The sequence below is a fragment of the Bacteroidota bacterium genome (assembly GCA_016713765.1).
GTDB lineage: Bacteria > Bacteroidota > Bacteroidia > AKYH767-A > 2013-40CM-41-45 > Pollutiaquabacter > Pollutiaquabacter aromativorans.
This window is the reverse complement of the sequence record JADJON010000001.1, coordinates 2,337,659-2,349,795: the sequence shown is the minus strand read 5'-3', so window position 1 is coordinate 2,349,795 and position 12,137 is coordinate 2,337,659. Positions and strand designations below refer to the sequence as shown.

At 52.0% G+C, this 12,137-nt stretch carries 11 protein-coding genes; 10 read left to right on the top strand and 1 reads right to left on the bottom strand.

All coding sequences use genetic code 11. From position 1 onward, the window contains the following. Position 1: 1 nt before the first annotated feature. The gene (locus tag IPJ96_09110) at positions 2-403 is read right to left on the bottom strand and encodes a hypothetical protein (protein ID MBK7910504.1); all 402 of its coding nucleotides are present in this window, start codon (positions 401-403) and stop codon (positions 2-4) included. 203 nt (positions 404-606) lie between these two features. On the opposite strand from IPJ96_09110, the gene clpB reads away from it, so the two are divergent. The 10 genes from clpB (at position 607) to IPJ96_09060 (ending at position 12,131) form a co-directional block, all read left to right on the top strand. After that, positions 607-3,219: an ATP-dependent chaperone ClpB gene (clpB, locus tag IPJ96_09105; GenBank protein ID MBK7910503.1), complete on the top strand. Its 2,613-nt coding sequence runs from the start codon at positions 607-609 to the stop codon at positions 3,217-3,219. Between the two features lie 154 nt (positions 3,220-3,373). Then, positions 3,374-4,183 (top strand): dienelactone hydrolase family protein, encoded by an 810-nt coding sequence (locus tag IPJ96_09100; GenBank protein ID MBK7910502.1) that lies wholly within the window; start codon positions 3,374-3,376, stop codon positions 4,181-4,183. 100 nt (positions 4,184-4,283) lie between these two features. Next, complete coding sequence (locus IPJ96_09095) at positions 4,284-4,541, top strand: hypothetical protein (protein ID MBK7910501.1); 258 nt, start codon at positions 4,284-4,286, stop codon at positions 4,539-4,541. A 114-nt stretch (positions 4,542-4,655) separates the two neighbouring features. Beyond that, positions 4,656-6,566, top strand: coding sequence for a RecQ family ATP-dependent DNA helicase (locus IPJ96_09090; GenBank protein MBK7910500.1), 1,911 nt, complete (start codon positions 4,656-4,658; stop codon positions 6,564-6,566). After that, positions 6,554-7,171 (top strand): DNA-3-methyladenine glycosylase, encoded by a 618-nt coding sequence (locus IPJ96_09085; GenBank protein ID MBK7910499.1) that lies wholly within the window; start codon positions 6,554-6,556, stop codon positions 7,169-7,171. The genes IPJ96_09090 and IPJ96_09085 overlap by 13 nt, the downstream gene beginning before the upstream one ends. Positions 7,172-7,217: 46 nt before the next feature. Then, positions 7,218-8,405, top strand: coding sequence for a class I SAM-dependent rRNA methyltransferase (locus IPJ96_09080; protein MBK7910498.1), 1,188 nt, complete (start codon positions 7,218-7,220; stop codon positions 8,403-8,405). A 95-nt stretch (positions 8,406-8,500) separates the two neighbouring features. Continuing rightward, entirely contained in the window at positions 8,501-9,796 is a 1,296-nt protein-coding gene (locus IPJ96_09075) for an MATE family efflux transporter (GenBank protein ID MBK7910497.1), read from the top strand. Further along, positions 9,793-10,767 carry a methionyl-tRNA formyltransferase gene (locus IPJ96_09070; GenBank protein MBK7910496.1) on the top strand — a complete coding sequence of 325 codons (975 nt, stop codon included), beginning with the start codon at positions 9,793-9,795 and terminating at the stop codon, positions 10,765-10,767. The genes IPJ96_09075 and IPJ96_09070 overlap by 4 nt, the downstream gene beginning before the upstream one ends. A gap of 60 nt (positions 10,768-10,827) precedes the next feature. Then, the gene (locus IPJ96_09065; GenBank protein MBK7910495.1) at positions 10,828-11,532 is read left to right on the top strand and encodes an NAD-dependent deacylase; all 705 of its coding nucleotides are present in this window, start codon (positions 10,828-10,830) and stop codon (positions 11,530-11,532) included. Continuing rightward, positions 11,529-12,131: a DUF2179 domain-containing protein gene (locus IPJ96_09060; protein ID MBK7910494.1), complete on the top strand. Its 603-nt coding sequence runs from the start codon at positions 11,529-11,531 to the stop codon at positions 12,129-12,131. The genes IPJ96_09065 and IPJ96_09060 overlap by 4 nt, the downstream gene beginning before the upstream one ends. Positions 12,132-12,137 lie beyond the last annotated feature (6 nt).

Below are 12,137 nucleotides of genomic sequence, written 5' to 3'. Positions count from 1 at the left end.
ATCAATCCTGTTCGTGGTAATCAGGGCGTTCTCCCTGATCCTGTTCGTTCGCGCCGGATTCTCTGGCTTCAGCGTTTTGTTCATCCAGGGTCCAGGTATCGGTTGTCGTGGTCCTCAACCAGACTTTCCCGGACATTCTGAAGATTTCTGCATGGATCCCGAACTGACTACGGATCTGCTCTTCCAATTCCCGCACGGTTGTCAGGCCGGTCAGGTGAATCTGACCAGCGGTCGGATCTGAATTCAAATCGCTAAACCGTTTGTGTGCATCCACCCTGTTCTCCGGTTTGATGGTTGCTCCGCTTTTGACCTTGAAGAATTCGATCTTCAGGAATGGAAACCGTTTTTGAAACTGTTCTTGAATACTGCCGATGGTCAAATCTGGTGCGATGCGGATATCCATGCTATCTTGTATTAACTGAATATCGAAGTACGCCAGAATCCGACCATTTTTGAATGACCGTTATCAGCCTAAGTTCAGATGTAAATCAGCGATCCTGACAAGCTGACTTTCCGAACTTTGCTTTCCCTGACAATGTTGCAGTAGATTTGACATGATCTTGCGTTGGCTCCCAAATTGATGCAGCGAGTTTGAATAAGACAGCTATGAATCTGAATAATTTCACCATCAAGTCACAGGAGGCTTTGCAACAGGCTCAGCAAATCGCTGCAGGTCTGGAACAACAGTCCATTGAACCGGCTCACATCTTTCAGGGAATGCTGGAAGTGGACGAAAACGTGATCCCGTTCATTCTAAAGAAAATCGGCATAAAGCCGGACCATCTTCAAAATGCTACGGATACGCTGGTTCGTTCGTACCCGAAAGTCAGTGGAGCGCGTCAATATCTTTCTGATGAAAGCAATAAGCTTGTACAGAAAGCCATTTCAACTGCCAAGACCCTGGGTGATGAGTACGTTTCCCTGGAGCACCTGTTTGTCGCGCTGCTGGGAATCCGTGATCGGATGTCTGGTATTTTGAAAGATGCGGGTATAACCGAAAAGGAGACCATGGCCGCCATTCGGGAACTTCGGAAAGGCAACAAGGTGACCTCCGCCAGTGCAGAAGAAACGTATAATTCTCTGAGTAAATACGCCCGGAACCTCAATGAATTGGCGCGTCAGGGAAAGCTTGATCCGGTCATCGGGCGGGATGAAGAGATCCGCCGAGTCTTGCAGATCCTTTCCCGACGCACGAAAAACAACCCTATCCTGATCGGCGAACCTGGTGTAGGTAAAACAGCTATTGCTGAAGGCCTCGCCCACCGGATAATCAACGGAGATGTTCCGGAGAACCTGAAGAGCAAGCAGATCTACTCGCTTGACATGGGCGCACTGGTGGCAGGCGCAAAATATAAGGGTGAATTCGAAGAACGCCTGAAGTCGGTAGTAAAAGAAGTCATCAGTGCCGAGGGAGAAATCGTCCTGTTCATCGATGAGATCCATACGCTGGTCGGAGCAGGCGGTGGCGAAGGCGCCATGGATGCCGCCAACATCCTCAAGCCTGCGCTCGCGCGCGGGGAGCTAAGAGCCATCGGAGCAACCACCCTTGCCGAATATCAGAAGTACATCGAAAAGGATAAGGCGCTGGAGCGCAGATTTCAGAAAGTGATGGTCGAGGAACCTTCCTCCGAGGACGCCATTTCGATCCTGCGCGGACTCAAAGAGCGCTATGAGACCCACCACAAAGTCCGAATCAAGGACGAGGCGATCATAGCTGCGGTGGAATTAAGCGAACGCTATATTTCCGATCGCTTCCTACCCGATAAAGCCATTGATCTTGTTGACGAATCAGCGGCCAAGCTTCGGTTGGAAATTGATTCCGTACCGGAGGAGTTGGATGAACTCAATCGCAAGATCATGCAACTGGAGATTGAGCGGGAAGCGATCAAGCGGGAAAAAGATGAGCGAAAGCTTCTGGAACTCAACGAAGAAATCGCCAACCTGATCGAGGCACGGACCCAGATCCGCGCAAAGTGGGAATCAGAGAAGGGTGTCGTTCAGGGGATCCAGTTAACCAAGGAGCAGATCGAGCAACTCAAACTGGAAGCGGAACAGGCCGAACGGGCCGGTGACTATGGCAAAGTTGCGGAAATACGTTACGGCCGAGTTCGCGAAGCGGAAGACCGTTTGCATGGTTTGGAGAAACAACTGGTAGCGCTTCAGGCGGAAAAAGCCCTGATCAAGGAAGAGGTGGATGCTGAGGATATCGCCGAAGTGGTGTCTCGTTGGACGGGTATTCCTGTTTCAAGAATGTTGCAAAGTGAACGGGAGAAATTGCTCCACCTGGAAGACGAATTGCACAAGCGAGTCATTGGACAGCAGGAGGCCATCGCTGCATTGAGCGACGCTGTGCGCCGGAGTCGTGCCGGATTGCAGGATATGCGTCGCCCGATCGGCTCCTTCATCTTTCTGGGAACCACGGGAGTTGGAAAGACGGAATTGGCGAAAGCCCTTGCCGAGTTCCTCTTCAACGATGAGAATGCCATGACACGGATCGATATGAGCGAATACCAGGAGCGACATACGGTATCGCGTCTTATCGGCGCCCCTCCCGGATACGTAGGGTATGATGAGGGCGGACAATTGACGGAAGCGGTACGCCGCCGGCCCTACTCCGTCGTCTTACTGGACGAAATCGAGAAAGCGCACCCGGATGTGTTCAACATCCTGCTCCAGGTGCTGGACGATGGACGGCTGACCGACAACAAAGGGCGCACGGCGAATTTCAAGAATACGATCATCATCATGACCTCCAATATCGGTTCGCACATCATCCAGGAAGAATTCGAAGGAATGGATGAGTGGAATAAAGATGAAAAGATCGCTTCCGCCAAGCACAAGGTCTACGAGGTACTCAAAAAGAGTATCCGCCCGGAGTTCCTGAACAGGATTGATGAGGTGATCATGTTCCAACCCCTCAACAGATCCGAAGTGCGGTCGATCGTGGAATTGCAATTCCGGCAGTTGCAGCACCTGCTGGCAGCGAATGACATACGACTTGAGGCATCCGATGAAGCGATCGACTGGCTGGCACAACTGGGATTCGATCCGCAGTTCGGCGCCCGACCGTTGAAGCGAGTCATGCAAAAAAAGATATTGAACGAGCTTTCCCGTCAGATCCTGGCCGGATCGGTGAGTAAGGAAGATACCATCCTGATCGACCTTTCCGATAAGCATGAGTTTTTGTTCCGCAACCAGGGAAAGGCGATTGAAGCCTGAGACCAGGAAGTTTTAAAACAGTTCACAGCCCGGACAAACTAACTTTGTGCGGGCTGTGAACATTTATTCTGTCATCGTTGTTCGATAGACCATCCGTACCTTTGTTGACCCATCGTCCCCAATGAAAAAGTATCTGTACACACTCGTTTTTCTGTTGTCGGTTTCTTCAGTCAGTACCGGCCAGATTTCTTCCTGCTGTCAAAAAAGCGCCGAAGCGGAATTTTCCGCCCTGGCCATGAATGAGCGGTTCGCTGCCGCACACCTGGCTCCCGAAGCCTTTGTTTTGGAGAACAGATCCGGTTCTTCCATCGAGTTCCCTTGTCTTGATGGGAAATCGGGTGCCGCTTACCTGATCCGTTCCATCCAACCTACCAGGAACTGGCTGCTCGTCATCCATGAATGGTGGGGCCTCAATGATCACATCCGTAAAGAGGCGGAGCAGCTGCAACAGGATCTCGTGAACGTCAATGTCCTGGCGGTTGATCTATACGATGGCCGATTGGCCGAGACACCGGCCGTTGCGCAGCAACTGATGTCGGGGCTTGAAGAAGCGAGGGCTAAAGCCATACTCAACGGCGCAATACAGTATATGGGTTCGGATGCCCGTATCCAGTCCATGGGCTGGTGCATGGGCGGCGGCTGGTCATTGCAGTCGGCCCTTATGGCAGGGAAACAGTCTTCAGGTTGCGTGGTCTATTACGGTATGCCGGAGAAGGATGTAACCAGGCTAAAAAGTCTGCAATCAGATGTACTGTTTATTTTCGCTAAAAAGGATGCCTGGATCAATCAAGCTGTTTTGAAAGAATTTGAAACAAATATGAAATCGGCCGGTAAAAAGCTGACCGTTTTGAGCTATGAAGCGGATCATGCTTTCGCGAATCCCAGTAACCCGAAATTCGACAAAAAAGCTGCATCCGAAGCCCGAAAACAGGCTATCGCCTACATGAAGAAACACTTGAAGTAAGCCATGAAGTGATGCTTCAGTACAATATTATTTCTGAACAATCGCTTTAATTATCAACTTCTTTCTTGCTCAAATCACTAATCTTACTATATTTGTAATCATGCAACGCCCCTACCAACCCATCGATTGTTCTTTGTTGGATGAGCTTGAATGGCTGGCAATGCGACGTCAGCCGGTCTTGCTCTCTTACCGCGACGAACAAGATGAAGAGATTCACGGAGTAGCGCTTATTCAGGACTGGTATGCATCTCAAGGCATCGAGTACCTGGTATTGGGCGACGGTTCTGTGATTCGTATGGATCAACTGATGTCGTTGAACGGAAAGCCCGTAGACGCTTGTCCGAGTCCTTCCAACTGATTCTTCCATCCTCCGATATTCCAAGGCGCCAGGAATGGCGCCTTTTCTTTTTCCCTATTTCAAGCGGTTCATACCGCAGTTGATGTTCCGTAACTTGCAGTTTCGTTATCGTTCATGAGTGATCAGATCCATCAGGTACTGACCCGGTATTGGGGGTTTTCCCGATTTCGTCCCTTGCAGGAAGAGATCATTCGGTCCGTCCTGGATGGGAAGGATACGCTCGCCCTGCTCCCTACGGGTGGCGGGAAATCGATCTGTTTCCAGGTTCCGGCAATGGCTATGGACGGCTTGTGTCTGGTCGTATCTCCCCTGATCGCGTTGATGAAGGATCAGGTCGAACGCTTGAAGTCCAAAGGTATTGCAGCGGCATCCCTGGTGTCCGGAATGAGCAAAGCCGAGATCGATCTGACCCTGGAGAACTGCATATACGGAAAGACGAAGTTTCTATACGTGTCCCCGGAACGGCTGGGAAACGAACTGTTCCTTACCCGTGCTGCTCGATTTCCACTGTGCCTGCTTGCCATCGACGAAGCTCATTGCATTTCACAATGGGGATACGATTTCCGGCCGTCTTACCTGAAGATCGCCGAGTTTCGGAAGTTGCATCCACAGGTACCGGTCTTGGCTTTAACGGCAACGGCGACCCCCAAAGTTCAGGACGATATTCAGGAACGTTTGGGTTTTAAAGAACAAAACGTTCTTCGCAAAAGCTTCGAACGGCCGAACCTGTCCTATGTAGTATTGGAGGAAGAAGATAAACTGGGACGCCTTTTGAAAGTAGTACGGGGAGTTCGGGGAACCGGCGTTGTCTATGGACGGACGCGAAAACGTACGCGCGAAGTAGCGGAATTTCTGCAACGGAACGGAATCAAAGCCGGCTATTATCATGCGGGACTGGAACGAAGTCAGCGGGATCGTATGCAGGACGATTGGATGAAAGGTCGTACGCCGATCATTGTTTCAACCAACGCCTTCGGAATGGGAATCGACAAGCCGGATGTCCGCTTTGTCGTGCACGTGGACTTGCCTGACAGTTTGGAAGCCTACTTTCAGGAGGCGGGGCGTGCCGGTCGCGATGAACAAAAAGCCTACGCGGTGCTCCTCTTCCATCGTTCGGATGAACTTGAAATGGAACGGCGCGTGCAGCAGTCCTTTCCGGAAATGAAAACAGTCCGACAGGTATACCTGGCATTGGCTAACCATTATCAACTCCCGGTCGGTTCCGGCAAAGGCGTCAGTTTCCCATTCGATATCGTCGACTTTTGCAGGATGTATGAGCTTGAAGTGCCCGTTGTACATAGTTGTCTGACGATTCTTGGACTTCAGGGGTTGATCGCGTTGGAAGAATCACCGGAATTCCGTTCCCGATTGCACGTGATGGTGCGGCCGGAAGCACTCTATGAATTCCAGGTCAAAAGCCAGGTGCACGATAAGCTGATCAAGACCATGCTGCGTTCCTATGAAGGCGTCTTCGAAGAGTACGTCCAGATCCGGGAAACGGAGCTTGCGGAGCGCTCGGGTCTGAACGTTCAACAGGTAAAGTCCTTTCTCGAACAGTTGACCAAGTTGCGATTGCTAGACTATCAGCCGGCCATTGAAGAGCCCAGACTGAATTTCATTACCGAGCGACTTGATCAGAAGGACCTGCACATCGACCGGGAGCATTTGGCGAACCGGAAGACCCGATATCTCGAACGCGCGAAAGCGATGTTGCACTATGCCACGGATCAGGAGCATTGCCGCAGCCAACTACTGCTCCAGTACTTCGGTGAAGCGGTGCGTCATCGTTGTGGTGTCTGCGATTATTGCCTTGAGCGGAACAAAGCGAATGTGAACGATCTTGAATTCGAGCGAATCTCCCGCCAGGTAGAAGAACAACTCAAACTGCGACCGATGGCTCTCCAGGAATTGGTGGATTCCATCCGTGATGCCGGCGAAGAGCAGCGACTGAAGGTCATCACCTGGATGATCGAGCACGATCAGCTTCACCTTTCGGAGGAGCAACTCCTGTCATGGCGATCGTGAACCGGAAGTTGTCGAAGGATTTTTATCGCCGAAGCGACGTCGTTGGCATTGCCCGGGACTTGTTGGGTCAGATCCTGGTTACCCGTATCAACGGAACGCCTACTGCCGGATACATTACGGAAACAGAAGCTTATGCCGGAATATCGGATCGGGCTTCCCATGCATTCGGTGATCGCAACACGCCAAGAACCCGAATCATGTACCTCGAAGGCGGAGTCGCTTATGTCTATCTAATCTACGGGATTCATTCGCTCTTCAATGTTGTCACGAACCAGGAAGGAATTCCGCATGCCGTCTTAGTGAGAAGTCTTTTTCCGTTCAAGGGAATCGAAGTCATGACCGATCGAAGAGGACGGCAATTGTCGCCGGATAAACTGTGTACCGGTCCGGGGAGCGTCTCGCGTGCGCTCGGCATCCATTTTAGCGATACCGGAACCGATCTGCTGGGAGACCGGATCTGGATCGAGCGAAATGAATTGAAGCTCCCCGATACGCTGATCCGGCAAGGGCCCCGAATCGGAGTGGATTATGCCGGACCGGATGCCTTACTTCCCTACCGTTTCCATGTCAGGCACCCGGACCTGAAATCCCTGTGGAAGCTTTGATCCTGCAGCCCTTGGGCTATCTAACGGGAAGTGGTTTCTTTGCAGGATGACAGGAACCCTGCCACGCGTCGTATTGCATCCTAAAAAGGAACGTTCGCTTCTTCAGCGGCATCCCTGGGTCTTCAGTGGCGCCATTCGTTCCATTGACCAGGGGGTTTCGGAAGGCGATTGGGTGGAGGTAATCGGGTCCGACGGCCGTTTCCTAGGGGCCGGGCATTTCCATGAAGGATCTATCAAAGTTCGCCTCCTGTCTTTTCATCCGACTGTTGGTGAACAACAGTTTTGGAATGAACGCATACTGGCGGCATACCACCTGCGGGAGCGACTGGGTTTGACGCGTTCGAAGCAAACAACCGCGTACCGCCTCGTTCATGGGGAAGGCGATGAATTGCCGGGACTGATCATCGATATCTACGGGGATACCGCTGTTGTTCAGTGTCATTCCTGGGGCATGTACCGTGCCCTTGACCAGATCACAGAGGCGCTGATTGGTTGTTATGGTGAACGGTTAACAACGATCTTTGACAAGAGTGCAGATACGTTAGAGCGCCAGACTGAGCGAAAGGTTGATAACCGGTTTCTTAAAGGGGATCGCACAGCGACCACGATCGAGGAAAACGGCGTCCGCTTTCATGTGAATTGGGTGGAAGGGCAAAAGACCGGATTCTTTCTGGATCAACGGGAGAATCGGGAGCTCATACGCACTTATGCCCATGAGCGCGATGTCCTGAACACCTTCAGTTACTCGGGTGGATTCTCGATGTATGCCGGTTTGGCGGGAGCGCGGTCGGTTGTTTCCGTTGACAGTTCTAGGAAAGCGATAGAAGCCTGTAACCGCAATGCGGAGCTGAACGGACTACAGCAACACGCTTCTTCGTGTTCCGATGTGTTCGACTTTCTTAAACACCAGTCCGAGCAGCAATTCGACCTGATCGTACTGGATCCGCCGGCATTTGCCAAGCACCTGAGTTCGGTTGAGAATGCCATGATCGGTTATCGCAATCTGAACACCGAAGGGTTCCGACGAATCAAATCCGGAGGCATCCTGTTCACCTTTTCTTGTTCCCAGGTGATGGACAAATTGCTCTTCCGGAAAGTAGTTTTTCAGGCGGCCTTACAGGCGCGCAGAACGGTCCGCATCCTGCATCAACTCAGCCAGGGACCCGATCACCCGATCAATGTCTACCATCCGGAAGGTGAGTACCTGAAAGGACTGGTCTTGTACGTTTCCTGACGGCTTCCCTCCTGCCTCCTCTGACTATTTGAGTACCTTCGTCCTCCCGAATTTTCGTTTTGCAGGTTAATACGACATACAAGGACATCCTCCGTATGGCCTATCCGGTCATGCTGGGCAGCTTCGCGACCACGATCCTCAACGTTACCGATTCGGTATTCCTTGGACGAATCGGCGAGGTGGAACTGGGCGCTTCTGCGCTTGGCGGTATCCTGTATTTCGTCTTTGCGATGATCGGTGTCTCCATCGGTACCGGAACGCAAATACTGATCGCGCGTCGTACCGGTGAAAGGAACGATGCCGGGGTTGGGCCGATCTTCGACCATAGTTTTCTACTGCTTGCGGGAATAAGCATCCTGTTGTTCCTGATCTTGTTTGTAGGAGCTCCGGTCTTCCTGCCCTATATGGTCCGGAACCCCAAGATCCTGGCGGCAGCGATCGCCTTCCTGGAGTATCGGTCTTTCGGTATTTTCTTCATCATGGTCGCTGCGGTCTATCGAAGCTTCTATGTCGGCATCGCGCAACCCAAAGTCTATGGGACCTACAGTTTTCTAATGGCAGGGTTGAACCTGTTACTGAATTACACACTGATCTTCGGGCATTGGGGCTTTCCTGAAATGGGGATTGCCGGATCAGGACTTGCTTCCAGTATTTCGGAAGCTGTCGCGTTGTTCTATCTGGTCTTCTATACGAGCGGCAAACGATCCCTGAACATCTATCAGCTTTTCAAATTCAAATCCATTCAGTCGTCCGTCTTTCGTTCCACACTTGAGTTGTCGATACCGCTGATAGTTCAAAACCTCCTTTCCATGGGAGCCTGGTTCATCTTTTTCATTTTTATCGAAAAGATCGGGCAACACGAGCTGGCCATCAGCAATATGGTCCGTGGTGCCTACATGGTCAGCATGACCCCAATATGGGGCTTCGCCATCGCGGCGAATTCCATGGTCAGCAACGTCATCGGACAAGACCGGCGCGAGGAAGTCATGGTGCTCCTAAACAGGATCATTCTGCTTGCATTCGGAACCGCTGCAGTCATGGTCGCCATCAACCTGCTGTTTCCCGTTCAGCTACTGGGGGCCTTTACGCAGAACCAACAGCTCATCGAGGACGCGCGACCAAGTCTGATGGTGGTGAATGTTTCGATGTTCTTTTTCGCATTTGCCATGGTCTGCATCAGCGCTGTCAGCGGAACGGGGGCGACCCGCACCGCCCTTTATATCGAGATTGCCGCCATCCTGTTGTACATGGTATACAATTATCTTGTCACCTTTGTTTTTTCCGGAACGGTGGAAGCTGTGTGGATGTCGGAAATCATTTACTGGGTATTCACCGGTCTGGCTTCTTACCAGTTTTTACGTTCCTCACGATGGAAAGCCATCCAATTATGAAGCACGCGCACCCCAGGATCGTATTCATGGGAACTCCCGAGTTTGCCGTCCCTTCGCTGGAGGCACTGGTGCAGGCGGGATTTCCGGTGGTTGGAGTGGTTACAGCCCCCGACAAACCTGCCGGCCGTGGTCAGCAACTTCAGGCATCCGCTGTCAAGCAGGCGGCACTTCGGTTGGGCATCCAGGTATTTCAACCCGAAAAGCTACGATCTCCGGAGTTCCTAGAACAATTGAAATCCCTCCAGGCGGATCTGCAGATTGTCGTGGCCTTTCGAATGTTACCCGAGGTGATATGGTCGGCTCCTCCAATGGGAACCTTCAATTTACACGCGTCTTTACTTCCCCAATACCGCGGTGCCGCACCGATCAATTGGGCCATCATACAAGGTGAGCGTTTTACCGGTATCACGACCTTTTTTCTCCGGCAGGAGATCGACACCGGCAATATCCTGCTGCAGGAAGAAGTGGAAATCGGTAGTGACGAGACCGTAGGTTCCCTCTACGCGCGTCTGATGCACGCAGGCGCCGGACTCGTTGTCAGGACGGTGCAGGGGCTGATGGACAAGAGCATTACTCCCCGACCGCAGGCAGACACGTCGCTGGATGGATCTCCATTCAAGCCCGCACCGAAGCTGAACAAGGAAAATACTCGTTTGTCCACCGCGCTACCAGTTGCGTCGCAATTCAATTTCGTCCGGGGACTTTCCCCCTATCCGGCTGCGCATGGAGAGTTTTTCCGACTGTCGGACCAGCGTTCAATACCGGTAAAACTCTTCCAGGTCAGGGCCTCTCCTGATGACAAGTCGCATCTTTCCGGAAAGTTGCTGGTACAGGACAAAGAGAAGCTGTTTATAGAAGGTCCCGATGGCTTGTTGGAGATCCTGGAACTTCAACCGGCCGGGAAAGGTCGGATGAAGGCCCGTGATTTTCTGAATGGCAATCGACTGGAAGGTGAATGGACCTTTCGATAGTCGTGAAAAAAAAACAGCATTGCCAGTCGAGCGCATTGCGGCAGTCAGGAAATTTGCAGCATGAAAAGGCATCCACGACTGGTCGTATTGTCCGGTGCCGGCATGAGTGCCGACAGTGGTATTCGAACTTTTCGGGGCGCTGACGGACTTTGGGAAAACTACCGGATCGAAGACGTGGCTACTCCCATGGCCTGGCAGCGGGATCCGGAACTTGTTCAGCGTTTTTATAACGAGCGCCGCAAACAGGTACTGGAAGCTCAACCCAATGAGGGTCACCTCGCGCTTGCACGATTGGAAGCGTGTTTTGATGTCAGGATCATAACCCAAAACATCGATGACTTACACGAACGTGCCGGGTCGAGCAGTGTGTTGCACTTGCATGGAGAGATCCGCAAATCAAGGTCGTCCCTGGACCCCTCCTTGACCTATCCGATCGAGGGTTGGGAGTTGCGCATGGGAGAACGTTGTGCAAAAGGGTCGCAGTTGCGGCCGCACATAGTCTGGTTCGGAGAGATGGTGCCGTTATTGCCGGAGGCTGCCCACCTAGTTTCCACCGCCGATGTTTTTCTGGTCGTTGGAACGTCACTGGCCGTTTATCCTGCTGCCAGCCTGGTCGATTACGTGCCGGTAGCAGCAGAACGATTCGTTCTTGATCCGGAAATTCCGGACCACTTGATGGGTTATACAGCCATCCGTTCCGGTGCTGCATCCGGCTTGCCTAAGTTGGCGCTTCAATTGATCGAGACCTATACAACCAAGTCATGAATTCAGCTTTCATTGATACCGAGTTTTTCCGTTGGGTAGTATTACCCATTCTCATCTTCCTGGCGCGTATGGCCGATGTTTCGCTGGGCACGTTGAGAAATGTTTTTATCTCCCGGGGATTTCGGAGTATCGTGCCGTTTGTGGGCTTCTTTGAAGTGCTGATCTGGCTGGTATCCATGCGCCAGATCATGCAGCATCTCGACAACCCCCTTTGTTACATCGGGTTCGCAGGCGGTTTTGCCATGGGTACCTACGTCGGACTCTTCATTGAGCGTCAGTTGGCGCTGGGTATGCAGGTGCTTCGGATTATCACCCCGGTAAACTGGCAGGAACTGGCCGACGGGCTCCGCAGCGACAGTTTTGGAGTAACCGTCATTGATGGGCATGGTGCCAAAGGACCTGTTAAAATCCTTTTTTGTGTGGTTAAACGAAAAGACCTGGATCGGGTGAGGGTACGAATAAGGGAAATCAACCCGGAGGCTTTTTACTCGATTGAGGACATCCGGGTCGCCAATCAGGGCGTTTTTCCGAAGAATTCGGCGTCCAGCTCCACACTTGACCACATCCGGAACGTTTTTCCGGACCCCAAGGATAAATAACAACCT

Excerpts from the sequence above, each read along its gene's own strand:
- IPJ96_09085 (MBK7910499.1), top strand. The coding sequence starts at position 6,554 with ATGGCGATCGTGAACCGGAAGTTGTCGAAGGATTTTTATCGCCGAAGC.
- IPJ96_09075 (MBK7910497.1), top strand. The coding sequence starts at position 8,501 with ATGGCCTATCCGGTCATGCTGGGCAGCTTCGCGACCACGATCCTCAAC.
- IPJ96_09090 (MBK7910500.1), top strand. The coding sequence starts at position 4,656 with ATGAGTGATCAGATCCATCAGGTACTGACCCGGTATTGGGGGTTTTCC.
- IPJ96_09065 (MBK7910495.1), top strand. The coding sequence starts at position 10,828 with ATGAAAAGGCATCCACGACTGGTCGTATTGTCCGGTGCCGGCATGAGT.
- IPJ96_09060 (MBK7910494.1), top strand. The coding sequence starts at position 11,529 with ATGAATTCAGCTTTCATTGATACCGAGTTTTTCCGTTGGGTAGTATTA.
- IPJ96_09070 (MBK7910496.1), top strand. The coding sequence starts at position 9,793 with ATGAAGCACGCGCACCCCAGGATCGTATTCATGGGAACTCCCGAGTTT.
- IPJ96_09080 (MBK7910498.1), top strand. The coding sequence starts at position 7,218 with ATGACAGGAACCCTGCCACGCGTCGTATTGCATCCTAAAAAGGAACGT.
- clpB (MBK7910503.1), top strand. The coding sequence starts at position 607 with ATGAATCTGAATAATTTCACCATCAAGTCACAGGAGGCTTTGCAACAG.
- IPJ96_09110 (MBK7910504.1), bottom strand. The coding sequence starts at position 403 with ATGGATATCCGCATCGCACCAGATTTGACCATCGGCAGTATTCAAGAA.
- IPJ96_09095 (MBK7910501.1), top strand. The coding sequence starts at position 4,284 with ATGCAACGCCCCTACCAACCCATCGATTGTTCTTTGTTGGATGAGCTT.